This is a genomic window from Micromonospora sp. NPDC093244 (assembly GCF_040683695.1).
Classification (GTDB): domain Bacteria; phylum Actinomycetota; class Actinomycetes; order Mycobacteriales; family Micromonosporaceae; genus Micromonospora.
The window spans coordinates 200981-227231 of sequence record NZ_JBFBEO010000002.1 but is presented as its reverse complement, the minus strand read 5'-3'; the positions used below and the strand labels follow the sequence as shown (position 1 = coordinate 227231).

The 26251-nt window shown below is 71.5% G+C and carries 18 protein-coding genes and 1 pseudogene; 11 read left to right on the top strand and 8 right to left on the bottom strand.

Annotation, left to right across the window (positions count from 1 at the left end; genetic code table 11):
- Nucleotides 1–23: 23 nt before the first annotated feature.
- Nucleotides 24–1613: a Rieske 2Fe-2S domain-containing protein gene (locus tag AB0N27_RS11020; protein WP_364366769.1), complete on the top strand. Its 1590-nt coding sequence runs from the start codon at nucleotides 24–26 to the stop codon at nucleotides 1611–1613.
- Between the two features lie 31 nt (nucleotides 1614–1644).
- Here the strand turns inward: AB0N27_RS11020 and AB0N27_RS11015 are convergent, their stop codons facing one another.
- A complete protein-coding gene (locus AB0N27_RS11015; RefSeq protein ID WP_364366766.1) occupies nucleotides 1645–3237 on the bottom strand; it encodes an NAD(P)/FAD-dependent oxidoreductase in 1593 nt (530 codons plus the stop codon).
- An 89-nt stretch (nucleotides 3238–3326) separates the two neighbouring features.
- Nucleotides 3327–4166, bottom strand: coding sequence for a YhjD/YihY/BrkB family envelope integrity protein (locus AB0N27_RS11010; RefSeq protein WP_364366763.1), 840 nt, complete (start codon nucleotides 4164–4166; stop codon nucleotides 3327–3329).
- Nucleotides 4167–4217: 51 nt separating this feature from the next.
- Here AB0N27_RS11010 and AB0N27_RS11005 point away from each other — a divergent pair, with 51 nt between their 5' ends.
- From AB0N27_RS11005 to ispG, 6 genes are all read left to right on the top strand, one after another.
- Entirely contained in the window at nucleotides 4218–4769 is a 552-nt protein-coding gene (locus tag AB0N27_RS11005; protein WP_364366760.1) for a GNAT family N-acetyltransferase, read from the top strand.
- A 340-nt stretch (nucleotides 4770–5109) separates the two neighbouring features.
- A complete protein-coding gene (locus tag AB0N27_RS11000; protein WP_364366757.1) occupies nucleotides 5110–8760 on the top strand; it encodes a CARDB domain-containing protein in 3651 nt (1216 codons plus the stop codon).
- A gap of 515 nt (nucleotides 8761–9275) precedes the next feature.
- Complete coding sequence (locus tag AB0N27_RS10995; RefSeq protein WP_364366754.1) at nucleotides 9276–9920, top strand: Uma2 family endonuclease; 645 nt, start codon at nucleotides 9276–9278, stop codon at nucleotides 9918–9920.
- A 43-nt stretch (nucleotides 9921–9963) separates the two neighbouring features.
- Entirely contained in the window at nucleotides 9964–11175 is a 1212-nt protein-coding gene (dxr, locus tag AB0N27_RS10990; RefSeq protein WP_364366751.1) for a 1-deoxy-D-xylulose-5-phosphate reductoisomerase, read from the top strand.
- Nucleotides 11175–12425 (top strand): site-2 protease family protein, encoded by a 1251-nt coding sequence (locus tag AB0N27_RS10985; RefSeq protein WP_364366748.1) that lies wholly within the window; start codon nucleotides 11175–11177, stop codon nucleotides 12423–12425. The genes dxr and AB0N27_RS10985 overlap by 1 nt, the downstream gene beginning before the upstream one ends.
- A gap of 8 nt (nucleotides 12426–12433) precedes the next feature.
- Nucleotides 12434–13606, top strand: coding sequence for a flavodoxin-dependent (E)-4-hydroxy-3-methylbut-2-enyl-diphosphate synthase (gene ispG / locus AB0N27_RS10980; protein WP_130408231.1), 1173 nt, complete (start codon nucleotides 12434–12436; stop codon nucleotides 13604–13606).
- A gap of 108 nt (nucleotides 13607–13714) precedes the next feature.
- Here ispG and AB0N27_RS10975 read toward each other — a convergent pair whose 3' ends face one another.
- Complete coding sequence (locus AB0N27_RS10975; protein ID WP_364366744.1) at nucleotides 13715–14308, bottom strand: PadR family transcriptional regulator; 594 nt, start codon at nucleotides 14306–14308, stop codon at nucleotides 13715–13717.
- Nucleotides 14309–14460: 152 nt separating this feature from the next.
- Between AB0N27_RS10975 and AB0N27_RS10970 the strand changes: the two genes are divergently transcribed.
- Nucleotides 14461–15300 carry a GNAT family N-acetyltransferase gene (locus AB0N27_RS10970; protein WP_364366741.1) on the top strand — a complete coding sequence of 280 codons (840 nt, stop codon included), beginning with the start codon at nucleotides 14461–14463 and terminating at the stop codon, nucleotides 15298–15300.
- Nucleotides 15301–15363: 63 nt separating this feature from the next.
- Here AB0N27_RS10970 and AB0N27_RS10965 read toward each other — a convergent pair whose 3' ends face one another.
- Nucleotides 15364–15921 carry a hypothetical protein gene (locus tag AB0N27_RS10965; protein ID WP_364366738.1) on the bottom strand — a complete coding sequence of 186 codons (558 nt, stop codon included), beginning with the start codon at nucleotides 15919–15921 and terminating at the stop codon, nucleotides 15364–15366.
- Nucleotides 15922–16693: 772 nt separating this feature from the next.
- Between AB0N27_RS10965 and AB0N27_RS10960 the strand changes: the two are divergent.
- Nucleotides 16694–17035 (top strand): annotated as a pseudogene (locus tag AB0N27_RS10960) (TetR/AcrR family transcriptional regulator); the annotation flags it as partial.
- 96 nt (nucleotides 17036–17131) lie between these two features.
- Nucleotides 17132–20644: an ABC transporter ATP-binding protein gene (locus AB0N27_RS10955; RefSeq protein ID WP_364366735.1), complete on the top strand. Its 3513-nt coding sequence runs from the start codon at nucleotides 17132–17134 to the stop codon at nucleotides 20642–20644.
- A 45-nt stretch (nucleotides 20645–20689) separates the two neighbouring features.
- Here AB0N27_RS10955 and AB0N27_RS10950 read toward each other — a convergent pair whose 3' ends face one another.
- The 4 genes from AB0N27_RS10950 to AB0N27_RS10935 form a co-directional block, all read right to left on the bottom strand.
- Nucleotides 20690–21757, bottom strand: a complete 1068-nt coding sequence (locus AB0N27_RS10950) for an NADH:flavin oxidoreductase/NADH oxidase (RefSeq protein ID WP_364366732.1) — start codon at nucleotides 21755–21757, stop codon at nucleotides 20690–20692.
- Between the two features lie 68 nt (nucleotides 21758–21825).
- Nucleotides 21826–23130 (bottom strand): dicarboxylate/amino acid:cation symporter, encoded by a 1305-nt coding sequence (locus AB0N27_RS10945; protein WP_364370621.1) that lies wholly within the window; start codon nucleotides 23128–23130, stop codon nucleotides 21826–21828.
- A 168-nt stretch (nucleotides 23131–23298) separates the two neighbouring features.
- Complete coding sequence (locus AB0N27_RS10940; RefSeq protein WP_364366729.1) at nucleotides 23299–23979, bottom strand: DUF998 domain-containing protein; 681 nt, start codon at nucleotides 23977–23979, stop codon at nucleotides 23299–23301.
- Complete coding sequence (locus AB0N27_RS10935) at nucleotides 23972–24937, bottom strand: glutathione S-transferase C-terminal domain-containing protein (RefSeq protein WP_364366726.1); 966 nt, start codon at nucleotides 24935–24937, stop codon at nucleotides 23972–23974. The genes AB0N27_RS10940 and AB0N27_RS10935 overlap by 8 nt, the downstream gene beginning before the upstream one ends.
- A 108-nt stretch (nucleotides 24938–25045) precedes the next feature.
- Here AB0N27_RS10935 and pcaF point away from each other — a divergent pair, with 108 nt between their 5' ends.
- Nucleotides 25046–26251 carry a 3-oxoadipyl-CoA thiolase gene (pcaF, locus tag AB0N27_RS10930; RefSeq protein ID WP_364366723.1) on the top strand — a complete coding sequence of 402 codons (1206 nt, stop codon included), beginning with the start codon at nucleotides 25046–25048 and terminating at the stop codon, nucleotides 26249–26251.

Here is a 26251-nt window from a genome sequence, read left to right as displayed (position 1 = left end):
GTCTGTTTGAGGGGGACTGTGCGGTGCGAGTGACCGGAACCGGGCACGCCAGTATGCGGATCGACACGGCCGCGGGCAGCATCCTGTGCGACCCGTGGGTCAACCCGGCGTACTTCGCCTCGTGGTTTCCCTTCCCCGACAACTCCCTGCTCGACTGGGAGACCCTGGGGCAGGTCGACTACCTGTACGTCTCCCACCTGCACCGGGACCACTTCGACGCGAAGCACCTGCGGGACTTCGTCTCGAAGGACGCCACGGTCCTGCTGCCCGAGTTCCCGACCTCGGAGATGGAGGACGAGTTCCGGGCGCTGGGCTTCACGAAGTTCCTCAAGGCGCCCAACGAGCAGGTGGTGGAGCTGCCCGGCGGCCTGAAGGTCATGATCCAGGCGTTGACCAGCCCGACCGACGGCCCGATCGGCGACTCGTCGCTGTGGGTGGAGTACGACGGGGTGCGGCTGCTCAACCAGAACGACGCCCGCCCCACCGACCTGAGCGTGTTCGCCGAGCTGGGGCACGTGCACGCGCACCTGCTCCAGTTCTCCGGCGCGATCTGGTATCCGATGGTCTACGAGCTGCCGCAGGCCGCGAAGACGGCGTTCGGCAAGCAGAAGCGCGACAGGCAGTTCGACCGGACGTGGCGCTACATCGACGACCTGAAGGCCGACCACGTCTTCCCGATCGCCGGCCCGCCGTGCTTCCTCGACGACGCGCTGTGGCAGTTCAACGACATCCACGGCGACGAGGGCAACATCTTCCCCGACCAGTCGGTGTTCCTGTCGGAGTACGCGAAGGTCGGCGGCACCAACGGGATCGTGCTGCTGCCGGGCAGCGTCGCCGAGGTCACCACCGAGGGCGCGAGCACCACCCACCCGGTGCCGGTCGAGGAGTTCTTCGCGAACAAGGTCGCCCACCTGGAGGAGATGCGGGAGCGCAAGCGCCCGATCATCGAGGCGGAGAAGGCGTCCTGGCGGCACCCCGAGGTGGACGTGCTCGGTGAGATGAAGCGCCGCATCGAGCCGCTGCTCGACGAGTCGATCTACCTGGCCAAGGGGGTCGGCGGCCCGGTCCGCTTCGACCTGGTCGGCACTGACGACTCGGGCGGCGAGACCATTGAGTCAATTGTGGTGGACTTCCCGGGCAAGGAGGTCCGGCCGTACGCGGACGAGAAGGTCCGCTACCGGTTCCGGACCGAGCGGGCGTTGATCGAGCACCTGCTGTTCATCGACGAGGTGGACTGGGTCAACTCGCTCTTCCTGTCCTGCCGGTTCTCGGCGGCCCGGATCGGCCAGTACAACGAGTTCGTCTACGCGTTCTTCAAGTGCCTGTCGGAGGAGCGGCTCCAGTACGCCGAGGGCTGGTACGACGAGCACGAGCGCACCACCGACGCCGAGGACATCACCCTGGGCGACTGGGTGGTGCAGCGGCGCTGCCCGCACCTGAAGGCCGACCTGACCCGTTTCGGCATCGTCGAGGGTGACCAGCTCACCTGCCAGCTGCACGGCTGGCGCTTCGACCTGCCGAGCGGCCGCTGCCTCACGAGCGTCGGCCACAAGGTGCGGGCCCACCGGGTGGACGCCGAGACCCCGGCCCCGGCAGGCGAAGCCCTGAGCTGACCCCGCCCGAGCCCGCCCGAGGTGGGGGCGGTCAGGTCAGGTCGGCGAGGATCTTGCGGGCGGCGTTGTGGCCGGCCGCGCCGATGACGCTGCCGGCGGGGTGGCAGCCGGCGCTGCCCGCGTACACGCCGTCGATGCCTGTGGCGTAGGGCATCCGGTCGGTGAACGACACGGTGTTGTCGACGTGGTGGATGTGCCCGCCGGTGATCCCGAAGTGCGCCTCGATGCCCGGTGGGGGGAGCGGCACCGCGTCGGCGATCAGGTCGGCGGTGCCGGGGGCGTACCGCTCGACGATCTCGATGAGCCGGTCGACGTAGCCGGGCAGCTCGGCGTCCCAGGTGGTGCCGGCCAGCTCGTAGGGGACGGACTGGACGAACAGCGCCGACGAGTGGTGCCCGGCGGCGTCGGAGAGCGACGGGTCGACTGTGGTGTGCAGGTACCACTCGATTGTCGGCTCCGCCGGCAGCCGCCCGGCCTGCACGTCCGCCCACATGCCGCGCAGCGCGGTCATCGGCGAGGTGGTGTCCCCGCCGACCAGCGACGCCGAACCGGGCAGCAGGTGGATGGTCGACCCGAACGGGCTCGGCGTGCCGGCCGGCAGGCAGGAGAACCGCGGCAGCCCGCTGAGCGCCAGGTTGAGCTTGAGGGTGGTGCCGGGGCGGCGGACCGCCGCCATCCGTTCGCCGAGTGCCGCCGGCAGCGCGCCGTCGGGCAACAGGTCCATCAGCCGGTACGGGTCACACGCGCCGAGCACCACCCGGGCGGCGACCTGCCGGCCGTCGGCCAGCACCACTCCGCTGGCCGCGCCGCCGTCGAGGGTCACGGCGCTCACCGGCGTACCGGTCAGGATTGTCGCCCCGGCGGCACGCGCGGCCTCGGCGAACGTGCGCGACACGGTGCCCATCCCGCCCTCGGCGATCATCCAGGTGCCGCCCGAGCCGGGCAGCCGGCACATGTTGTGCACGAGGAAGTTGTGCCCGGTGCCGGGGTCGTCCGGGCCGGCGTTGAGCCCGGACAGGCCGTCGGTGACCGCGTACATGCTGACCAGCAGTTCGGACTGGAACTCGAACCGGGCCAGGTAGTCGGCGACCGAACCCTGGACGAGGTCGACGAAGACCTGCCGCAGCGCCGGGCGGACGTACCGCTCGGCGGTCTCCTGGACGGTCGACGGCTCGGCCAGCCAGGCCGGGGCCAGGTCGTCGCGCAGCGCGGCCAGCTCGGCCTGCATGGCGTCGTCGGCGGCCACGTCGGCGGGGGAGAAGAACTCGGCGAGCTGCGCCCGGGTGGCGGCGGTGTCGCTGCCGAAGAGCAGGTACGGCGAGCCGAGCCCGCCCGGCGTGGGCAGGAAGTAGTGCGGGTCGCGGCGCAGCACCGGGATGCGGACGTCGAGGGTGTCGAGCAGTTCCGGGGGCATCAGCCCGAGCAGGTACGAGCCGGTGGAGTGGCGCAGTCCCGGCACCTTCGGGAACGGGTTCTCGGTGCGGGTCGCGCCGCCGAGGACGTCGGCCGCCTCCAGCACGAGGACGTCCAGGCCGGCGCGGGCCAGCAGGACTGCGGAGACCAGGCCGTTGTGCCCGGCACCGACGATCACGACGTCGGCGCGGGCCGGAATCTCACTGCTCATGCCGCGGCAGCCTAGTCCGCGCGGCCGCCCAGGTCAGCCCTTCGCCCGACCGATCCGCCGCTGACCGTTCCCCAGCGACCGCCTCCTGATCAGGGCGTGGCCGGGGCGCGCTGGGCGCGCCAGCGGGAGAGGGCGAGGGTGGCGGAGTAGCCGGCCAGGACGATCACGTGGAACAGGTAGAGCCACAGGAGCACGGCGACGCCCCCGCCGATCTCGTCGAAGCCGCCGAACGGCACCCCCAGGTCCAGGGGGAGGGAGGCGAAGAGCACGAAGCCGTGCAGGAAGCCGGAGAGGTTCGCCGCCGTGAACGACCCGACGGCGAGGGTGGAGAGCCAGTCCGGTGACGCCGGTCCGACCACCCGGAACACCCACACCAGCACCGGCGTGAGCACCAACCACACAGCCAGGAACGACAGCACCACGCCCAGCGCGCCTACCCAGCCGCCCTGACGGACCAGCCGGGTGGTAAGCGGCAGGGCCAGCAGGATCGACAGCAGCAGCGCGGGCGCCGGCGCGAGCAGCGGCAGCAGCAGAAGCCGGCCCCGCCACCCCACCAGGTGCTCGTCGGTGCGGGGCGCCGCCACCGACACGAACGCCCGGCGCAGGCCCTCGCCGTACAGCGACGCGGGCAGCAGCGAGGCAAGCGCCAGCAGCGGGGTCAACTCCACCCCGGCGTTGACGAGGGCGTCCACCGCCCGGGGCGCGCCGATCGCGGTGGGCAGCGCCTCCACGGCGTACGAGGTGAGTCGGCGTACCCGATCGGCTCCCGCGACCAGCGAGGTGAGCCAGATGGCAAGCAGCGCCACCGGCACGATCGCGATCGCCCCGTAGAAGGTGATCGCGGCGGCGTGCAGCGACAGGTCCCGTCCCCGCACCGGACGGAATGCGGCACTGGTGATCCGCTTCGCCCGTTGCCATCCGCTGCCCATCGTGATCTCTTTCCCCGTCGCCGCGCCCGTCACTCCTTAAGCTGGTCGGTCATGACTGTTCTCACCACCGAACGCCTGAGCCTGCGCGACTGGACCGACGACCCGGCCGATCTGGCGAGGATCTACGACATCTACCGCCGTTCAGAGATCACCCGCTGGCTGGGCGCGGTTCCCGGACTTCCGATGACCGACCCGGCGCAGGCCGTCGACCGGCTGCGGGTCTGGCGGGAGCGGCACGCCGCCGACCACGGCCGGTACGGCACCTGGGCGATCGAGGTACGCGACACAGGTCTGGTGGCGGGCACGGTGCTGCTCAAGCCTCTGCCAGGGCGGGACGAAGCGGTGCGGACCGTGGACATCGAGGTGGGCTGGCACCTGCACCCGGACTCGTGGGGGAAGGGCTACGCCACCGAGGCGGCCCGTGCGCTCCTGGCGCGGGAGTTCGCCGCCGGCACCCGGGAGATCTACGCGGTCGTGTCGCCGGGCAACGAGGCGTCGATGGCGGTCTGCCGACGCCTCGGCATGACGCACGTGGGCCGCCGCGACGACTGGTACGGAGGCGAACTGCTGGAGACCTTCGTCCTGGCGGCACCAGGCGCCTGACCGTTCCGGCGCGGTCCGGCGCCGGATCCGCGTCTCATCGTCGGGTGGCGGGGCAGGCGGGTCCATCAATAGTCACGGCTGTCGAAGTGTTGACGCTCCCGTAGCACGTTAGTAACCTTTGGCCAAAGTCACGCAAGATTTTGACAAAGACGTGCACGATTTCTCGCACGGGTTCGGAACTTTCAACGGGCCGTGCAGCCCCATCTCTCTCGACACCGGCCCGCGTCCGTCGGCCGGCGCACCGCCGCACCCCGCCCCGTGGTCAAGCCGCCGCGGCAACCGTCCCCCGACGACAAGGACAGTGATGAGACGAACGCATCTGTTCAGAACGGTGGCGGCCATGGCCGCCACCGCTCTGATCGCCACGGCCGGGGCGACCGCCGTCGCGAGCCCGGCCTCCGCCCGCCCCGCCGACCCGGCAGCCGCACCGGCCGCCGGGTTCGCCCCGGCAGCCACCAACCTCGCCCAGGGCCGTCCCACCCAGGAGAGCGGCCACGCCGACGTCTACGACTCGTCGAGGGTCGTCGACGGCAACGCGGGCAGCTACTGGGAGAGCGTCAACAACTCGTTCCCGCAGTGGGTGCAGGTCGATCTCGGCTCGTCGCAGTCCGTCAACCAGGTCGTGCTGAAGCTGCCGACCTCGGGGTGGGCCACCCGGACGCAGACGTTGAGCGTGCGCGGCAGCGCCGACGGTTCGTCGTTCACCGACCTGGTCGGGTCGCAGACGTACAGCTTCAACCCGGCGAGCGGCAACACCGCCACGATCACCTTCGACGCGACCTCCACCCGGTACGTCCGGATCACCATCACCGCCAACAGCGGCTGGCCGGCCGGGCAGCTCTCCGAGCTGGAGGTGTACGGCAGCGGCGGCACCACCCCCGACACCACCGCGCCGAGCGTGCCCGGCACGCTGTCCCAGAGCACGTCGGGCAGCACGATCACGCTCACCTGGGGTGCCTCCACCGACTCCGGTGGCAGTGGGCTGGCCGGCTACAACGTCTACCGGGGCGGCAACCTGATCGCCACGCTGGGCACCGTCCTCACGTACCAGGACAGCCAGCCGGTCACCGCGACCGTGTCCTACTACGTCCGCGCCCGCGACGGCGCGGGCAACCTGTCCGGCAACAGCAACACCGTCACCCGGACCGGCGGCAACCCGCCCGCCTGCACCAACGTGGCGCAGGGCAAGAGCATGACGGCGAGCGGCTCCACCTTCACCTTCACCCCGGACAAGGCGAACGACGGGCAGCTCGGCACCTACTGGGAGGGCGCGGCGAGCTACCCGCAGAACCTGACAGTGGCGCTGGGCGCGAACCACTCCATCTCCGGCGTCACGGTCAAGCTCAACCCGGACCCGGCCTGGGGCACCCGTACCCAGACCATCGGTGTCCTCGGCCGGGACCAGGCGTCGTCCACGTACACCAGCCTGGTGTCGCCGGCGTCCTACCAGTTCGTCCAGGGCGTCAACACGGTGACCATCGGAGTCAGCGCGACCACCGCTGACGTGCAGCTGCGGTTCACCGGCAACACCGGCGCCCCGTCCGGCCAGGTCGCCGAGCTTGAGGTGTGCGGCACGCCGGCACCCAACCCGGACCTGGTCGTCAGCTCGGTGACCTGGTCGCCCACGTCTCCCAGCGAGGTCTCCCCGGTCACGCTCTCGGCCGTCGTGCGGAACGTCGGCTCGGCCACCGCCGGCGCCACCACGGTCAACTTCAGCCTGGCCGGCACGGTCGTCGGCAGCGCCACGGTGGGCGCGCTCGCCGCGGGCGCGTCGACCACCGTGTCGTTAAACGCCGGTACACGGCCGATGGGCAGCTACGCCGTCTCGGCGGTGGTCGACCCGGCCAACACGATCGTCGAGCAGGACAACGGCAACAACAGCTTCACGGCGGCTTCGCCGCTGGTGGTGGCGCAGGCCCCGGGCCCGGATCTCCAGGTGCTCGGCATCGCCTCCAACCCGCCGAACCCGGCCGTCGGGGCCTCGGTCACCTTCACCGTGGCCGTCCGCAACCGGGGCACCACCGCGACCGGTGCGACCACCGTCACCCGGCTGGTGGTGGGCGGCACCACGCTCAACACGACCACCGCCTCGATCGCCGCCGGCGCGACGGTCACCGTGGCGGTCAGCGGCAGCTGGACCGCCACCAGCGGCGGCGCGACCATCACCGCCACCGCCGACGCCACGAACGTGGTCGCCGAGACCAACGAGACCAACAACGCGTTGAGTCAGTCAATCGTGGTCGGGCGCGGCGCGGCGGTCCCGTACGTCTCGTACGAGGCGGAGGCCGGCCGTTACCAGGGCACGCTGCTGGAGGCCGACCCGCTGCGCACCTTCGGGCACACCAACTTCGCGAGCGAGTCCTCGGGCCGCAAGTCGGTACGGCTCACCAGCACCGGCCAGTTCGTCGAGGTCACCTCGGCCAACCAGGCCAACGCCATAGTGGTCCGGAACTCCATCCCGGACGCGCCAGGTGGCGGCGGCATCGAGGCGACGATCAGCCTGTACGTCAACGACGTCTTCTCCCGGAAGCTGACCCTGTCGTCGAAGCACAGCTGGCTCTACGGCAACACCGACGGGCCGGAGGCGCTCACCAACACACCCCAGGCCGACGCCCGACGACTCTTCGACGAGTCGAACGCGCTGCTGGCGCAGTCGTACCCGGCCGGCACCCGGTTCAGGTTGCAGCGCGACGCCGGTGACACCGCCTCCTTCTACGTCATCGACATGATCGACCTGGAGCAGGTGGCGCCACCCGCCAGCCAGCCCGCGGGCTGCACCTCGATCACCCAGTACGGCGCGGTCCCCAACGACGGGATCGACGACACCGCCGCCATCCAGCGGGCGGTGACCGACGACCAGAACGGCGTCATCAGCTGCGTGTGGATCCCCGCCGGGCAGTGGCGGCAGGAGCAGAAGATCCTGACCGACGACCCACTGAACCGGGGTACGCACAACCAGGTAGGCATCAGCAACGTCACGATCCGGGGCGCCGGCATGTGGCACTCGCAGCTCTACACGCTCAGCGAGCCGCAGAACGTGGTGGGCGGCATCAACCACCCGCACGAGGGCAACTTCGGCTTCGACATCGACAAGAACACCCAGATCTCCGACATCGCCATCTTCGGCTCCGGCCGGATCCGCGGCGGTGACGGCAACGCCGAGGGTGGGGTCGGTCTGAACGGTCGCTTCGGCACCGGCACGAAGATCAGCAACGTCTGGATCGAGCACGCCAACGTGGGCGTCTGGGTGGGCCGCGACTACGACAACATCCCCGAGCTGTGGGGGCCGGCCGACGGGCTGGAGTTCACCGGGATGCGGATCCGCGACACGTACGCCGACGGCATCAACTTCAGCAACGGCACGCGCAACTCGCGGGTGTTCAACTCGTCCTTCCGGACCACCGGCGACGACGCGCTCGCGGTCTGGGCCAACCCGTACGTCAAGGACCGCAACGTCGACATCGCGCACGACAACCACTTCGTCAACAACACCATCCAGTTGCCCTGGCGGGCGAACGGCATCGCCATCTACGGCGGCTACGACAACTCGATCGAGAACAACCTGATCTACGACACCGCGAACTACCCGGGCATCATGCTGGCGACCGACCACGACCCGCTGCCGTTCTCCGGCACGACGCTGATCGCCAACAACGGGCTCTACCGCACCGGCGGCGCGTTCTGGAACGAGGACCAGGAGTTCGGTGCCATCACCCTCTTCCCCGCCACCAGGGACATCGTCGGCGTCACCATCCGGGACACCGACATCATCGACTCGACGTACGACGGCATCCAGTTCAAGAACGGCGGCGGCAACATGCCGAACGTCGCCATCACCAACGTACGGATCGACAGGTCGAACAACGGCGCCGGCATCCTCGCGATGAGCGGCGCACGCGGCAACGCCACCCTGACGAACGTCACCATCACCAACTCGGCAGACGGCAACGTCGTCATCCAGCCGGGATCGCAGTTCGTCATCACTCCCTGATCGACACAGCTTCAGTGGGGTCGGGGTGTCCGCACGTCGCGGACACCCCGACCTCCGTGGCGGGCAGCGCGCCCCGCGCCGTCGGTTCTGGCGTCACAGAAACAGGGCCCCTGGTCCTTCCGTCCGGGCGGCGACCTCTCGGTGAGCGCTATACCGCACAGGTATAGATATGACCCGGAGGTATATCGCTCACCCGAGCGGCCGCCCCGAGCTGTCGTCTGGTCATCCACGAAGGTCTCTTCGACGCTGGGCGAGGCGGTGCTGCGCCGGCCGCTGCGCGATCGGGCGGCGGGCGTTGCCCCGGAATCGGGCATTTGTCGGCGGCGACCATTCAGGTGGTGGGCCACGGTCGTAGGGAACTGAGTCCGGAGCTGCTGTCCGGTTTCGCGACCGTCCTCTCCTTTCGGGTCGAGGATCTGGGCGCGCTAACGCACTGGGTGTGCGATGACGCACATCTGGGGCTGCGGTGGCTAGGCTGAGTTGAGCAGGATTGTCCGCTGAGGGGGTGAGCCCGGATGGCCCAGGCAGCGTTCGCGCCGGAGCCGGCGCCGCAGCACACCGAACCGTCGTTCGACGTCCTGCGGTGGCACGACGAGCCGTGGACTGCGCAGCTCGCCCTCGACCTGTTGCCAGAGACCAACGGCCCCAAGGTTGAGGTCCTGAGCGGAAGCGTGATCGTGACACCACATGCCGGGTACGACCACCAGGACGCGGAGCTGGATCTCGCGTTCCACCTCAAGCAGGCAGCCCGTCGGGCCAAGTTGTGGCTCTACCTTGAGACGAACATCGTGGCAGGCCAGGACCTGTTCATCCCGGACATCGTCATCCTCGACGCTCCGGGCGGCGGTCGAACGACGATGGACATCGGGCACGCCGTGCTTCTCGGGGAGATCGTCTCTCCCCGGAACCGGCGCAAGGACATCATCGACCGCCCGCGTGAGTACGCCGCCGCCGGAGTGCCGTTCTTCCTCCGGGTCGACCTGCGCAATCGGGTCCCCACCATCGCGCTGTACGAGCTGACCGAGGGGGAGTACCGGCCGGTGGCAGCCGCTGCGGCCGGGACGCGCTTCGTCATGCGGGAGCCGTTCGAGTTCTCCATCGATCCGGCCGACCTGCTCGGCGAGGAGGCGGCACCCGACGAGCCGGGCGGGGAGGGCTGAGGCTCCCAGCGGGCGTGCAGCGACGGTGGGGAAGAATGGCCTGGTGACTTCCCCCCGCGACCTCGTCCTGCTCGGGTCCACCGGTTCGATAGGCACGCAGGCCATCGACATCGTCAGGCGCAACCCGGACCGGTTCCGGGTGGTCGCGGTGGGTGCGGGCGGCGGCAACGTCGAGCTGCTCGCCACCCAGGCCCTGGAGCTGGGCGTCGAGGCCGTCGGGGTGGCCAAGGCGTCCGCCGCGCAGGACCTGCAACTCGCCTTCTACGCCGAGGCGAGCCGGCGCGGCTGGGCCACCGGCGACTTCAAACTCCCCAAGATCGTGGCCGGCCCCGACGCGATGACCGAGTTGGCCCAGTGGCCGTGCGACATCGTGCTCAACGGTGTGGTCGGCTCGCTGGGCCTCGCTCCTACGCTTGCCGCGCTGCGCTGTGGTCGTACCCTCGCGCTTGCCAACAAGGAGTCCCTCGTGGCCGGCGGCCCGCTGGTCAAGGCCGCTGTGACGCGGCCGGGGCAGATCGTCCCGGTCGACTCGGAGCACTCGGCGCTGGCCCAGTGCCTGCGGTCCGGGTCGCGCGGTGAGGTCCGCCGGCTGGTCGTCACGGCCAGCGGCGGCCCGTTCCGGGGTCGGCGGCGCGACGAGTTGACGCAGGTCACGCCCGAGCAGGCCCTCGCGCACCCGACCTGGAACATGGGACCGGTCGTCACGATCAACTCGGCGACCATGGTCAACAAGGCGCTTGAGGTGATCGAGGCGCACGAACTGTTCGACGTGCCCTACGCCGACATCGCCGTGATGGTGCACCCGCAGTCGGTGATCCACTCGATGGTCGAGTTCGTCGATGGGTCGACGATCGCCCAGGCCAGCCCACCGGACATGCGGCTGCCCATCGCGCTGGGCATCGGCTGGCCGGACCGGGTGCCCGAGGCCGCCGCGGCCGTCGACTGGACGGCCGCGCACACCTGGGAGTTCGCGCCGCTCGACGACGAGGCGTTCCCGGCCGTCGCCCTCGCGAAGGCCGCAGGGGAGGCCGGACGCTGCCGCCCGGCGATCTACAACGCGGCGAACGAGGAGTGCGTGGCGGCGTTCGTGGCGGGCCGGCTGCCGTTCCTGGGGATCGTCGACACCCTCGAACGGGTCTTGGAGGACGCTCCGGACTTCGCCGAACCAGGTACCGTCGAGGACGTGCTCGCGGCCGAGTCGTGGGCACGCGCGCACGCGCAGGAGATCATCGCGGGTTCGGTGGAAGGAGCTTGATGGCTAACCTGCTCGGGGTGGCGCTCTTCGCCCTGGCAATTCTCGTCTCGGTGAGCCTGCACGAAGCCGGTCACATGGTGACCGCCAAGGCGTTCGGGATGAAGGTCACCAAGTACTTCGTCGGCTTCGGCCCGACCCTCTGGTCCTTCAAGCGGGGCGAGACGGAGTACGGCATCAAGGGCATTCCGCTCGGTGGCTTCTGCAAGATCGTCGGGATGACCGCGCAGGACGACGACGTCGACCCGGCCGACGAGCCGCGCGCGATGTGGCGCTATCCGGTCTGGAAGCGGACGATCGTCATGTCCGCTGGCTCGATCACCCACTTCGCGCTGGCGCTGATCGCCATCTGGATCGCCGCCGTGTCCCTGGGCCTGCCCAACCAGAACTTCCCCACCACCGACGCGGAGATCCGCCAGGAGCCGGCGGTGATCGCGCTGTCCGACTGCGTGGTCCCCGACAGCGCCCCGCGGGCCTGCGCCCCCGGCGACGCCGCCAGCCCCGCCGCACAGGCGCAACTGCGCGACGGCGACCGGATCACCTCGCTCAACGGTGCGCCGATCAACAACTACGGCGAGATGCTCGCCGCCCTGCGCGGCCTCAAGCCGGGCGAGACCGCGAAGATCGGGTACGTCCGCGACGGGCAGCCCGGCGAGACCAGCACGGTGCTCGCGCAGACCCAGCGGCCGCCGCTCGACGACCCGAAGGGCGCCGTCGCCCCCGTCGCCGCGCTCGGCGTGGCGCTCGTCCCCACCACCCCGACCCGGATCACCTACAGTCCGGGCGAGGCGTTCGGCGCCACCGCCGACTTCACCCGTGAACTGGCCGTCGGCACCGTCCAGGCGTTGCAGCGACTGCCGCAGAAGGTGCCCGCCCTGTGGACCGCCATCACCGGCGGCGAACGGGACGTCGACACCCCGATCAGCGTCGTCGGCGCCAGCCGCCTCGGCGGTGAGGCGTTCGCCAACAAGGCGTGGCTGCTGTTCGTGACGCTGTTCATCTCGCTGAACTTCTTCATCGGCGTGTTCAACCTGCTGCCGCTGCTCCCACTCGACGGCGGCCACATCGCCATCGCCTGGTTCGAACGGGCACGCTCCTGGCTGTACGCGAAGATCGGCCGCGCCGACCCCGGCCGCGTCGACTACCTCAAGCTGATGCCCTTCACGTACGTGGTGATCCTGATCGGTGGCGTGTTCACGCTGCTGACCATCACCGCTGACGTCGTCAACCCGATCACGCTCTTCCCAAGGTGAGTGCTGAAGTGACCGCAATCAGTCTCGGTATGCCGGCCGTACCGCCCCCGCCGCTCGCGCCCCGCCGGGCCAGCCGCCAGATCATGGTCGGTTCGGTGCCGGTCGGCGGTGGTGCGCCGGTGTCCGTGCAGTCGATGACCACCACCCTCACCTCCGACGTCAACGCCACGCTCCAGCAGATCGCCGAGCTGACCGCGTCCGGCTGCCAGATCGTCCGGGTGGCGGTGCCGTCCCAGGACGACGTCGAAGCCCTGCCCGCGATCGCCAAGAAGTCGCAGATCCCGGTCATCGCCGACATCCACTTCCAGCCCAAGTACGTCTTCGCCGCCATCGACGCCGGCTGCGCGGCCGTCCGGGTCAACCCGGGCAACATCCGCCAGTTCGACGACAAGGTCAAGGAGATCGCCAGGGCCGCCGGCGACGCGGGCGTGCCGATCCGGATCGGCGTCAACGCCGGTTCGCTGGACAAGCGGCTGCTGTCCAAGTACGGCAAGGCCACCGCCGAGGCGCTCGTCGAGTCGGCGCTGTGGGAGTGCTCGCTGTTCGAGGAGCACGGCTTCCGCGACATCAAGATCTCGGTCAAGCACAACGACCCGGTCGTGATGATCCGGGCGTACCGGCAGCTCGCCGAGCAGTGCGACTACCCGCTGCACCTGGGTGTCACCGAGGCCGGCCCGGCCTTCCAGGGCACCATCAAGTCGGCTGTCGCCTTCGGAGCCCTGCTCGCCGAGGGCATCGGCGACACCATCCGGGTGTCGCTGTCCGCCCCGCCGGTCGAGGAGATCAAGGTCGGCAACCAGATCCTGGAGTCCCTGGGTCTGCGCGAGCGCGGCCTGGAGATCGTCTCCTGCCCGTCCTGCGGCCGCGCCCAGGTGGACGTCTACAAGCTCGCCGAGGAGGTCACCGCCGGTCTGGAAGGCCTGCCGGTGCCGCTTCGGGTGGCCGTCATGGGCTGCGTCGTCAACGGCCCGGGCGAGGCCCGCGAGGCCGACCTCGGTGTCGCCTCCGGCAACGGCAAGGGCCAGATCTTCGTCAAGGGGCAGGTCGTCAAGACGGTCCCCGAGGCGCAGATCGTGGAGACGCTGATCGAGGAGGCGCTGCGGATCGCCGACGAGATGGGCGCCGAGCTTCCCGAGGAGCTGCGCGGCCTGGTCACCGGCCCGACCGTCACCGTGCACTGACCTTCACACGGAGAAAGCGGCCGGCTCCCATCGGGGAGACGGCCGCTTTCGTGGTTTTCGGCGTGGTGCTGCCGCTGTCGCGGGTGCCCGGCGTGGTGCTGCCGGCCGTCACTCGGATTCGGCGAGGATCGCGTACAGCTTGCGCCGGGTCTCGTCGAGCACCTGGGCGGCCCGCTCACGCTGGTCGTCGGTGCCGTTCATCATGACCTGACGCAGGGCGTTCATCGCCTGCGCGCCGGAGTCGCGGATGTCGTGCCAGCTGCTCACCGAACCTTGGGCGACGTCCGCCCACGCGGGGGTCTGCGCGGCCTCGGTGGCCTCCGCCTGCCCGGCCTCGGTGACAGTGAACCGCTTGCGCCCGCCGCTGGACTCCTCAGTGCTGGCGGCGATCACACCCTCGTCCTCCAGCAGTTGGAGGGTGGGGTAGATCGACCCCGGGCTCGGCCGCCACGCACCGCCGGTGCGGGAGTCGATCTCCTGGATCATCTCGTAGCCGTGCATCGGCCGCTCGGTGAGCAGAGCCAGCACGGCTGCCCGGACGTTGGGGCGTCGACCCCGACCCCGTCCACGGCCCCGGCCGCCCCAGGGGCCGCCGTGTCCGCGCTCGTGGCCGTGGCCGTGCGGGCCGGGCGGGACCGGCGGGAAGCCGAAGCCGCGCATCCGTCCCTCGTGCATCGGGTGGTGCTGTCGGTGGAACCGCATCGGGTTCTCCCTCTCGTCGTACTGTCGCTGATGCATCAAAGATATATCGGCAATGCATCGCCGACAAGTCTTCGCGTCGACTTGCCCGCCGGCTGCGTCGAGCTCGCCACTCAGCCGGCGAGGGGCGGGGTCGATCTGGCAGGCTGGTAGTCGTGCTGACGGTGCCGGTACGCCAACTGGGAGAATCGGAGCGCCGCGCGGTCGAGCGACTGCTCGACCTGGACCCGTTCGCGGGCGCGCAGGTCGCCGAGCGGATCGCCGCGCGCGGACTGTCCTGGTGGCGGGCCGAGGGCAGGATCCTGGGGTACGGAGCCCGACGCAACCTCGAATCGCTCTGCTGGCTCGGCGGCAACCTCACCCCGATCCTCGCCACCGACGCCGCGGTGGCCGCCTTCGCCGACCTGCTCGCCGGCGAGGAACGGCTCTGCTCCTCCATCGTCGGTCGCGCCGACGCCGTCCTCGGACTGTGGGACCGACTCTCCGACACGTGGGGGCCAGCGCGGGACATCCGCCCCAACCAGCCGCTGCTGGCCACCGACACGCTGCCACCCGCACCGGCCGACCCGGAGGTACGCCAGGTCCGCGCCGGTGAGGTCGACAGGCTCTTCCCGGCCGCCGTGGCGATGTACACCGAGGAAGTGGGAGTCTCGCCCCTGGTCGAAGACGCCGGGCGCAGCTACCGCCGCCGGGTCAACGACCTGGTCCGGGCCGGTCGGGCGTACGCCCGGTTCGTCGACGGCAAGGTCGTGTTCAAGGCCGAGCTGGCCGTGGTGACCAAGCGGACCGCGCAGGTGCAGGGCGTCTGGGTGGCCCCGGAGTGGCGGGGCCGAGGCATCGCCACCGCGGCCATGGCCGCCGTCGTCCGCGACGCGCTGCTGCGGGTCGCCCCGACCGTCAGCCTGTACGTCAACGACTTCAACCTTCCGGCCCGCCGGGTCTACGAACGCTGCGGCTTCCAGCCGGTAGGCACCCTGGCCACGGTCCTCTTCTGACCGCAAGCCGAATGGCCGGCACCCCGTTGTCCGGGGTGCCGGCCATTCGGTTGTTTCACGGGGTCAGCTGTTCCAGTGCTGGGCGACGAGGTCGGTGGCCTGCTGCTCCCACTGGGCGTAGGCGTCCGGGTAGGCCGAGACCTGCACGGTCTGCGCGGCGTCGGTCAGCGCCATGTCCTGCCAGCCGTCGACCTGCTTGAGACCCTTGAGGAAGGCGGTGGTGGAGTAGTCGGGGTCGGTGATCTGCTCCGGCGTACCCCAACCACTGGACGGGCGCTGCTGGAACAGGCCCAACGAGTCGTGGTCATTGCGGTCGCCGAGGTGGCCCAGGTTCTCCAACTTCGACTCCTGCAGACTCGTGGCGATCGAGATGACCGCGGCGCGTTCGGGTAGGCCTGCCTTCTTCGTCGCGGCGATGATCGCCTTGACGTTCGCGGTCTGCTCGTCGTTCAGGGTGATGTGCGACTGGTCGCCCTGCGGCTTCGGCGCGGCCACCTGCACCGCGGCGGGCTTGGCGTCGACCGGGGTCGCGGCGTGGGCGGCGACCGGGCCGGCGAAGACGCCACCGGCGAAGGCCAGACCAGCAACGGACAGCACACTCTTGCGCATGATCGTGTTCATGGGGGTAGCTCCTTCGGGGGTAGGAAACACCCGCGTGACAAGCCGGGTGTGAGCACCTCGTCCGGCGCTGCACAAAGTCTTGAGGAAGGTCGGCGGCCTGCGAGCGGGGGCTCGCGGCGCCGGGTCTGTGTGTAACCAACCGGGGGCCGGGGTCATTCCGGGGTGGCCCATCCGGCGGCACCCACATTTCGGCGGTGCCTGGGGGTCTGTGTAACGACCGGCGGACCGGGGTCATTCCGGGGCCGGCGGCACCGCATCGAGGCGGTGCCGGGGGTCTGCAACGACCGGCCAACCGGGGTCATTCCTGGCGGCGGCCCATCCGGTGGCACCCACATCTTGCGGTGCCTGGGGGGTCTGCAACGAGCGGGCAGGCCGGGCAGTGGGGCCGGGCGATGAGCCGTGGTCCTGCGATCGTCAGGGTGTGTAACGACCCCCGGCCGGCCACCATTCCGGCGCACCGGTGCGACCGGTCACAACCCAGACCGGACAAAGTTCCCATCCGGCGACACCGGCACCGCGCGGTCTGGGGCGGTCAAGGTTGATCGACTTCATATCGGCGATCTGGGGCTGTCGGGGCGACCTGGATGCCGCCACATCGCCGATATGAAGTCGACCGCCAGCCCGCAGGCCCTGGAGGCCTCCTTGACCTGGCTGGGGCGCCACGGGGGCCGGGGACGTAGACCGGGGAGCGTCTGGTCAGGTGGGTTGATCAGGATCAAGTGATCCGAGTGTCCCGTCCGGGCGGGGAGCGACCTATGCCGCCCCGCCCCGCGCCGCGCTGGCGGCCCTCGTCCGCGCCGAGTTGGAGTACATCCGCCGGTACCGGGCGTTCGCCCAGCTGCTGTTGTCGGAAATGTGGCGGACGAAAAGGGAGTGGCAGCAGACGTTGCGGCTGCCGCGCGGCGAGGCGATCGAGGTGATCGCCGAGACGGTACGGGCCGGAGTGGACAGCGGCGACCTACCGGCCGATCTGGACGTGCCGACCGCCTCCTCCGCGCTGTTCGGCGTGGGCCTGGTGGTGGCCGTGGACTGGCTGGTGTTCCAGCCCGACAGGCCCATCTCCGACGTGCAGGAAGCGCTGCTCGGCATCGTCCGCCGGGTCGCCCAGACGTGATCGGAAGTCCTGCTCAGAGCGGGTAATTCGGTTGAGCGGACAGGGCTGCTGCCGGCAGGCTGGGTGCTCAGCCACCCACGTCCGGAGGGACTCTCCATGCGCCTGCTCCGAGATATGTGGGGCACCTCGCCGCGCCGGATGACGGTAGTGGCCGTCCTCATCGTGCTCGGTGCCGCCGGTCAGGCAGGCGCGTCGGCGCTGGCCGGCGCGGTGCTGGTGCACCGCTCGGCCGGCTTCTTCGCCGTGCTGGCCGCGGCGCTTGTCGCCGTGGTGCTCAGCGACTTCGTGGTGAGCCTGCTGATGGCCGGTCTGACCGCCGACTGGTCGGCCGACGTACGCCGTCGACTCTGCCGGGTGGCCCTCGGGCAGGACCTGCCCGCGCTGGAGACCACCCCGGTGGGCGAGATGCTCGACCGCATCGACGGTGACGTCTACCAGGTGGCGGCGGCGATCCGTAACCAGGGCACCCGGCTCGCGCAGGGGCTCTGCGTCGGGCTGCTGTCGATGGTCGTCGCGTTGGCCGTGTGGTGGCCGGCCGGGATCGCGATGCTGCTGCTCACAGTGGTGCTCGCGGTCGGGTTGCGGCGGCCCACGGCACGGATCGGCCCGGCCCGGATGGCCGAGGAGGAGGCGTGGTCGGACCTGGCCGCGGTGATGGAGGAGGCGGTGCACGGCCAGGACGACGTACGGACCAGCCTGGCCCGGCCGTACGTCCTGCGGCTGTACGCCCGCCGCGCCGCCGCCGTGCTGTCCCGGGGCAACCGGGTCTGGGTGATGTCGGCCCGGGTGGCCACGATCGCCACCGCGACGATCCGGGGTGGCATCGGCGCGGTGGTGCTCGGCGGGGCCTGGGCCCTTGCCACCGGCCGGATCGACGCCGCCCGGCTCACCGGCATCTGGCTGCTCGCCCTGGCCTTCGGGGCCACCGCGGAGCACGTCAGCCGGATGGTGCCGGAGATCCAGGAGGCCCTCGGGGCGTGGGCCCGGGTGCGGTTGCTCCAGCAGGCCCGGCAGGAACCCGTCGGCGGAGCCAGCCCCACCTCGGGTGACCTGCGCATCCGCGACCTGACGTTCGAGTACGAGGTCAGCGGCCCGGAGAGTGGACGGGGTGCCGCCCTGCGCGGGCTCAGCCTGACCTTCGCGCGGGGCCGCTCGTACGCGCTGATCGGGCGGACCGGTTCGGGCAAGTCGACACTGGCGAAGGTGCTCACCCGGGCGGTCGACGTGCCACCGGGAACTGTCTTCCTCGGCGGCACCGACCTGTGTGATCTCGACGTCGAGCAGTTGCGCCGCTGGGTGGCGCTCGTGCCGCAGCGCACCGAGATCCTGGCCGGCACGCTCGCCGAGAACGTGGCGCTCTTCGACCCGGACCTGCTCGACGCCGCCGCCCGCGCACTTGACGAGCTGGGCCTGGCCGGCTGGATCGCCGAGCTGCCGCAGGGACTGGCGACCCGGTTGGGGGAGGGCGGTCACGTTCTCTCCGCAGGGCAGGAGCAGTTGGTGGCGTTCGCCCGGATCCTGGTGCGGGACCCGCACGTGGTGATCCTCGACGAGGCCACTGCCCGGTTGGATCCGGTGACCGAGGCGCGGGTGCAGCGCGCCACCGAACGACTGCTGCGCGACCGGATCGGCATCGTCATCGCGCACCGGCTCTCCTCGGTGCGCCGCTGCGACGAGGTGGTGGTGCTGGCCGACGGTGCGGTGGTCGAGGCCGGCCCGCTGGAGACGTCCACGCGCTTCGCCGAACTGCTGGCGACCAGCCACGCCGCCGCGTACGCCGCGTCGGCGCCGACCGGTCGCGCCGGCGCTGGTACCGACCTGCTGGTCGGTCCCGACCCGGTCGACGCCTGGCCGGGCGAGCCGGCGACCACGCCTGCCGAGTCGCCCGAACCGGTCGGGCCGACCCGCGCCGACCCGCCGCCGCTGCCGCCCGTGCCGCAGGCCCGGACGATGCGGGAGATCTTCCGGCTCTGCCTCAACGATCCCCGGTACGGGATGTCCGCGATCGGGCTGTTCCTCGGGCTCAGCCTGCTCGGGCTGGACGGCCCGGTGCTGCCCTGGCTCTGGGCCGACGTGGTGGACGGGGGTAGTCCCTATCTGCCGGCGATGGGGATCGTGGTCGGACTGCTGGTCACCCTTCCGCTGCCGTTCTACACCCACGTCTGGTTCCCGCACTGGTGGGTGCGGCAGATGCTGCGGATCGGCCTGCGCCTGGTGCACGGCCAGACCGGGCCGCGCCGGGTCAGCTCCCACACCCCGGCCGAGGTGGTGGCACAGGGCGGGGACACCGAGCGGGTCGTCCAGCTCGCCGACAACGTGCTGGACCAGGTCGTCGCGCTGGTGTTCCTGGTCGCCATGACGGCGGTCACCGGCAGCGTCGTACCGGGGCTGTTCTTCCTCGGCACGATCGTCGTCTCCGGGCTGGCCGCGACCCTCTTCGGGCCGAAGTTGGAGCGTGCAGCCCGGGCGACGGTGACGGCGCGGGCCGCGTTCGCCACCGCGCTGGTCTCGGCGCTCTCCGCGGCGCGGACGGTGAAACTCGCCGGCGCGACGGGGGCAGTGCTGCGCCACCTGGCGGACCTGGACGCGGTGCGCAGCGACAGGCAACGGCGGGAGATCTCGGTGCAGGTGTGGTCGCGTTCCACACCGTCGATGGCGAGCGGGTTGTTGCCGATCGGCGCGTGGGCGCTCTACCTGGGCGGCGGGCTCTCCGCCGGGGCGGTGCTGGTGGCGGTGTCCACCCTGGGCGCGGCCCGCTGGTTCGCCTGGACGACGGCGTCGTTGATCTCCCAGCTGCCGTCCGCGCGGGTCTGGACCCGTCGTACGGTGGCGATGACCGGCGTGGGCGCGTACTCCGCGGCGGTGCCGGCGGTCGACCTGGCCGGCGGGACGGCCCCCGCGCCGACGCCACCGCCCCGCCACCCGCTGCGCCGGCTGGAGCTGCGCGGCTTCGGCGTGGTGCACTCCGACGGCACGGTCGCCGTCCGGGACGTGGACCTGACCGTCGAACGGGGACAGTTGGTGCTGGTCGTCGGGCCGGTGGGGTCGGGCAAGTCGTCGCTGCTGCGGGCGCTGGCCGGCATCGTGCACCACACCGGTGAGCTGTCCTGGAACGGCGACCCGGTCACCGAGCCGGAGCTGTTCCTGCGCCCCAACCAGGTCGGCTACGTCGCCCAGCTGCCCCGGGTGCTTTCCGGCACGGTCGCCGACAACATCGCCCTCGGGCACCAGGTGGACGCGGCCGGGGCGGTGAGCACCGCCCAGCTCGACCACGATCTGACCGCCGCCGGTGGCGGGCTGGGTCTGCTCATCGGGCACAAGGGCACGCGGCTCTCCGGCGGGCAGTTGCAGCGGTTGGCGTTGGCGCGGGCGCTGGCGCCGCGTACCGAGCTGCTCGTCGCCGACGACGTGTCCTCGGCGCTCGACGTCACCACCGAGCTGGCGTTGTGGCAGGCGTTGCGGGCACACGGGGTGACAGTGGTCGGGTCGACCGCGAAGCGGGCCGCGCTGGTCCGCGCCGACCACGTGGTGGTGCTGCTGGGCGGAGCCGTCGCGGCTCAGGGCGCGTGGCAGGACCTGGAGGGCGACTGGTCGCACCTGGCGGGCTGACGGTCGGGCGGCCGCCGGACACGGCAGCCGCCCGACCGGCGGGGATCAGGCGGCGCGGGCGTACTGCGCCGGACCGGTGTACGCGACTCCGAGCTTCGCGGCGGCCCGGCGCGGCCAGTACGGGTCGCGCAGCAGCTCACGCCCGAGCAGCACCAGGTCGGCGTCGCCGCTGGCGATGATCTGCTCGGCGTGCTCCGGCTCCACGATCAGGCCGACTGCGCCGCTCGGCACGCCTGCCTCGCGGCGGATCCGGGCGGCCAGCGGCACCTGGTAGCCGGGGCCGAGCGGGATGCGCTGTTCCGTGCTCACACCGCCGGAGGACGCGTCGACCAGGTCCACGCCGACACCTGCCAGTTCGCCGGCGAGCACCACGCTGTCCTCGATCGTCCAGCCGCCCTCGACCCAGTCGGTGGCGGAGATCCGGGTGAGCACCGGGACGTTCTCGCCGACGGCGGCGCGTACCGCGCGGGCGACCTCGAGGGTGAGCCGCATCCGGCCGGCCCGGTCGCCGCCGTAGCCGTCGGTGCGGTGGTTGGTAAGCGGGGAGAGGAACTCGTTGAGCAGGTAGCCGTGCGCGGCGTGGATCTCCACGGCGGCGAACCCGGCGGCCAGTGCCCGCTCGGCGGCGGCGGCGAACGCGTCGACCACACCGGCGACACCCGCCGCGTCGAGCGCGGTCGGCGTCCGGTAGCCGGCGGTGAACGGGTCCGACCCGGGGGCGACAGGGGTCCAGCCGCCCTCGTCGTCCGGAACACCGCCGCGCTCCGGTGCCCACGGCCGGTACGTCGAGGCCTTGAACCCTGCGTGCGCGAGCTGCACGGCCGGCACCGCGCCGTGTGCGGCGACGAACTCGGTCACCGGTCGCCACGCGTCCACGTGGGCGCCGGACCACAGCCCGGTGTCCTGCGGGCTGATCCGCCCCTCGGGCACCACGGCGGTGGCCTCGCTCAGCACCAGGCCGGCTCCGCCGACGGCGCGGGTGCCGAGGTGGATCAGGTGCCAGTCGGTGGGCAGCCCGTCGGGGCCTGCCGAGTACTGGCACATGGGTGCCATGGCGATCCGGTTGGGCAGGGTGACCGCGCGCAGGGCCAGCGGTGTGAACAGGGAACTCATGTCGTCATCCTCTCGAAGACGTCGACGGACCCCTCGGGGAGGGGTCCGTCGACGTCGGTGTGCCGGGATCAGGCGGGGACGGGGCTCAGTTCGTCCTGCCGGTCGGGCCGGGCCACCGGGGCCGGCTCCGGCTCGGTCAGGTCGCGCTTGCCTGCGGACTCGTACGCGGCCCGGTCGAGGGTGCCCTCGCGGGCGGCGACCACTGTCGGCACCAGAGCCTGCCCGGCCACGTTGGTGGCGGTGCGGATCATGTCGAGGATCGGGTCGATGGCGAGCAGCAGGCCGGCGCCGGCCAGCGGCAGACCCAGCGTGCTCAGGGTGAGGGTGAGCATCACGATCGCGCCGGTCAGGCCGGCGGTGGCGGCCGAGCCGACCACCGAGACGAACGCGATGAGCAGGTAGTCGGTGACGCCGAGCTGGACGCCGAACACCTGGGCCACGAAGATCGCGGCGAGTGCCGGGTAGATCGCGGCGCAGCCGTCCATCTTCGTGGTGGCGCCGAACGGCACCGCGAACGAGGCGTACTCGCGGGGGACACCGAGGCGCTCGACGGAGCGCTGGGTCACCGGCATGGTGCCCACCGAGGAGCGGGACACGAACGCCAGCTCGATGGCCGGCCAGGCGCCGGCGAAGAAGCGCAGCGGGTTGAGCCGGCCGGCGAGGATCAGCACCAGCGGGTAGACCACGAACAGCACGATGGCGCAGCCGACGTAGACGGCCGTGGTGAACTTCGCGAGCGGGGCCAGCAGGTCCCAGCCGTACGAGGCGACGGCGTTGCCGATCAGGCCGAGGGTGCCGATCGGGGCGAGCCGGATGACCCACCAGAGCGCCTTCTGGACGATCTCCAGCAGCGAGCGGTTCAGCGCCACGAACGGCTCGGCGGGCTCGCCGACGAGCAGGGCGGCGGCACCGACGACCAGGGCGAGGAAGACGATCTGCAGGACGTTGCCCTCGACGAACGCGCCGACCGGGTTGGTGGGCACGATGCCGGTGAGGAAGTCGGTCCACGAGCCGGTGTTCTTCGGCGGCGCGGCGCCACCCACGTCGAGGGTCACACCCTTGCCGGGGTTGGTGAGCAGGCCGAGGCCGATGCCGATGCTCACCGCGATGAGCGCGGTGATGCCGAACCACATGAGGGTCTTGAGCGCGAGCCGGGCGGCGTTGGCGACGCCACGCAGGCTGACCACGCTCACCACGATGGCGGTGAAGACCAGCGGCGGCACGGCCAGCTTCAGGAGTTGGATGAAGAGGCTGCCGACGGTGTGCAGGGTGCTGGTCAGCCAGCTCAGGTCGTTGCTGCGGGCAACGAAACCGAGTGCGACACCGAGGACGAGACCGAGCAGGATCTGCACGGAGAAGGGGATTCTACGCAGGCCGAATGGCATGGGACGTTTTCCAAATGTCTGGTCCGGGCGGGAAGGGCGAGTGACGCGCGCTACGCCGGACAGACGCCGCTGGCCTGCAGTCGGAGATCGACGTACAGGCGGACGGTGAGGCCCCAGACATTGGTCATCGTTGACAGACGATACCCCCGTCGCCGGTCATCGCAAGGAGCGATCCGGGTGAGGCTCCTTACAGAGCGCCAGCGTGGTGGCCGTCGCCACGCCCCACAGCGCCGCGAGCGCGAGGACCACCCGCTCCAGCACACCCACCACCGCGCCCCGGCCCACGACGAGCATGGCCAGCCCCACCGCGGCGCAGAGCGGCAGGGCCAGCCCGGCAGCCCCGGCGGCCAGGCGTCGTACCGTCCGGTCGGCCGCACCCGAGACGGCAAGCGCGGCCATCGCCAGGACGACCGCCGCGGTCGCCGCGATACTCGCGCCGCCGTGCACCAGGTCGGCCACTGTTGCCTTCTCGAACGGCGGCAACGGGCAGCCCGCCGAGCAGGTCACCGCCCCGGACACGGCCGTGCACACGGCGCCGACGGCGAGCAGCGCCGACGCCAGGCGTACCCCCGGGGGCAGCGCCGCGGCGATCAGCAGCAACGCGCCGGCCAGGGCCAGCACCCCGATCCGGTACGTCGCGGCGTAGCCGCTGCCGGCGATACCTGCCTCACTGACGTACCCGGTGAGACCCGGACCGGGACCGGCGAGCACGGCGACTGTCACCGCTACCGCGCCGGCGAGCGTGCAGCCGGCGGCGACCGACGCGGCGACCCGGCGGGCGACGTCCGCGCCGACGTCCGGCGCGCTCGTGGTGCCGGCCCGCCCCCGCTCAGCCACGCCCGTGCGGCGTCGTCCAACCGGACTCGTCGGGGCCGAGCGGCACGATCCCGGTCGGGTTGATCTCCCGGTGGGTGCCGTAGTAGTGCCGCTTGATGTGGTCGAAGTCGACAGTTTCGCCGAAGCCCGGGGTCTGGAACAGGTCCCGGGCGTACGCCCAGAGCACAGGCATCTCGGTCAGCTTGTTGCGGTTGCACTTGAAGTGCCCGTGGTACGCCGCGTCGAAGCGGACCAGTGTGGTGAACAGCCGCACGTCGGCCTCGGTGATCGCGTCGCCCATCAGGTAGCGCTGCCCGGCCAGCCGCTCGGAGAGCATGTCGAGCCGGACGAAGAGCGCCCGGAACGCCTCGTCGTACGCCTCCTGGGAGGTGGCGAACCCGCACCTGTAGACGCCGTTGTTGACGTCGGCGTGGATGTCGGCCATCAGCGCGTCCATCTCCGGGCGCAGCGCCTCCGGGTAGAGGTCCGGCGCCCCCGCGCGGTGCAGCGACCGCCACTCGGTGGAGAGGTCGAGGGTGAGCTGCGGGTAGTCGTTGGTGACCACCCGACCGGTCAGGGTGTCGACGAGCGCCGGCACCGTCACCCGGCCGGTGTAGTCCGGGTCGGTCGCCAGGTACGCCTCGGAGAGGAACCCGACGCCGAGGACCGGGTCGAAGCCGTCCGGGTCCAGGGCGAACGCCCAGCCCCGCTCGTCGCGGATCGGGTCGACGGTGCCCAGCGAGATCGCGTCGTCCAACCCGAGCAGACCACGCACGATCCTCGCCCGGTGCGCCCACGGGCAGGCGCGGCACCAGATCAGCCGGTAGCGGCCGGCCTCCAGCGGCCAGCGGTCCTGCTCGTCCGGGCCGCCACCGGGCGGGGAGGTCGAGTCGGCGGTGACCCGACCGGTGAACCGGTTGGGCTGGCGGACGAACGCGCCGCCGCCGCTTGTCTCTGCGCTGAACTGGGCCCGGGCCATGCCGTCAACCTATCCGCTGCGAGCGCGGATATCCTGGCGGCCGGCAGCCCGCCGCGACCCGGTGGGTGTGCCCCACCCCCCGCCGTCTGCACCCCCGAAGGACTCGCGATGACCGTGGCATACCTGGTGGCCGGTGTCCGCACCCCGATCGGCCGGTACGCCGGCGCGCTGGCCGGAGTCCGCCCCGACGACCTGGCCGCGCACGTGATCCGTGAGCTGGTCGCCCGCCACCCGTCGGTGGACTGGGCGCGGGTGGACGACGTGGTGCTCGGCTGCGCCAACCAGGCCGGCGAGGACAACCGGAACGTGGCCCGGATGGCGGCGCTGCTCGCCGGCCTGCCCGAGGAGGTGCCGGGCAGCACCGTCAACCGGCTCTGCGGCTCCGGCCTGGACGCGCTGGCCACCGCCGCGCGGTCGATCGTCGCCGGGGACGCCGAGCTGGTGGTCGCGGGCGGCGTGGAGAGCATGAGCCGGGCGCCGTTCGTCATGCCCAAGGCGACGTCGGCGTACTCCCGCTCGGCCGAGGTGCACGACACCACGCTGGGCTGGCGGCTGGTCAACCCGCTCATGCGCGACGGCTGGGGGGTCGACTCGATGCCGGAGACGGCGGAGAACGTGGCAGCCGAGTACGGCGTGAGCCGGGCCGAGCAGGACGCGTTCGCGTACCGCTCGCAGCAGCGGGCGGCCAGGGCGCAGGCCGACGGCCGGTTCGCCGAGGAGATCGTGCCGGTGTCCGTGCCGGCCGGCCGCCGGGAGACCCGCCTCGTCGAGGTGGACGAGCACCCCCGGGAGACGTCGCTGGAGAAGCTCGCCGCCCTGCCCACCCCGTTCCGCGACGGCGGCACGGTGACCGCGGGCAACTCGTCGGGCGTCAACGACGGCGCTGTCGCTCTGCTGGTGGCCAGCGAGGCGGCGGTGGCCCGGTACGGCCTCACCCCGCTGGCCCGCATCGGCGGAGCGGCGGCGGCCGGGGTGCCGCCCCGGATCATGGGGATCGGGCCGGTGCCGGCCACCCGCAAGCTCCTCGACCGGGTCGGCGTCGAGCTGGGCGCGGTGGACGTGGTGGAGCTGAACGAGGCGTTCGCCGCGCAGTCCGTGGCGGTGCTGCGCGAGCTGGGGTTGCCCGTCGACGCCGAGCACGTCAACCCGAACGGCGGTGCCATCGCGTTGGGGCATCCGCTCGGTGCCAGCGGCGCCCGGCTCGCCCTGACCGCCGCCCTGGAGTTGCGCAGGCGCGGAGGCCGTCGTGCCCTGGCCACCATGTGCATCGGCGTCGGGCAGGGCATCTCGCTGCTGCTGGAGTCCGCCGACTGA